Here is a 683-nt window from a genome sequence, read left to right on the forward strand (position 1 = left end):
TTGCATCCGATGCTCGGCTACCTCACGGTCGGCGGCGCGCTGGTGCTGGCGGTGCTGACGATCATTGCCGAGGTGCTGACGCGGCGCCATTCCAGCTCGATGATCAAGGCCTCGGTGGCGCGCAGCTCGGTGGCCGAAAGCAATGCCCGCAACAGCGACGTGCTGCATGCCATGGGCATGACCGGCCGGGCGGTCGATCGCTTCGAAAAGGCCAACCGCCGCCATCTCGACTGTCAGACCAAGACGTCTGACATCGGCGGCACGCTGTCGGGCCTGTCGAAGGTGCTGCGCATGATCCTGCAATCGGCGATCCTCGGGCTCGGCGCCTATCTGGCGATCCGCGGGCAGATGTCGGCCGGTTCGATCATCGCCTCGTCGATCGTGACGGCCAGGGCACTGGCGCCGGTCGACATGGCGATCGCGCAATGGAAGGGCGTGGTGGCGGCACGGCGCAGCTATCATCGCCTCAACGAGACGCTCGGCGTGCTCGACGAGCGCTCCGGCAGCCTCGACCTGCCGGCGCCGACGGAAAGCCTGTCGCTCGACAAGGTGACGACGGTGGCGCCGTCGACCGGGGCGGTGCTCTTGAGCGAAGTGAGCCTGGAACTGAAAGCCGGGCAGGCGCTGGGGCTGATCGGTCCGTCGGGCGGCGGCAAGACGACGCTGGCACGCGCCATGCTCGG

Annotated in this window: 1 protein-coding gene; it reads left to right on the plus strand. The window is 68.1% G+C overall.

Features of this window, described 5'->3' with window-relative positions; all coding sequences use genetic code 11:
• Positions 1-683 (plus strand): ABC transporter transmembrane domain-containing protein (locus AC07UR_RS33865; protein ID WP_494700491.1); only part of this gene is annotated, 683 nt, incomplete at both ends.

The sequence above is a fragment of the Ensifer sp. GW821-FHT05G01 genome, assembly GCF_059419585.1.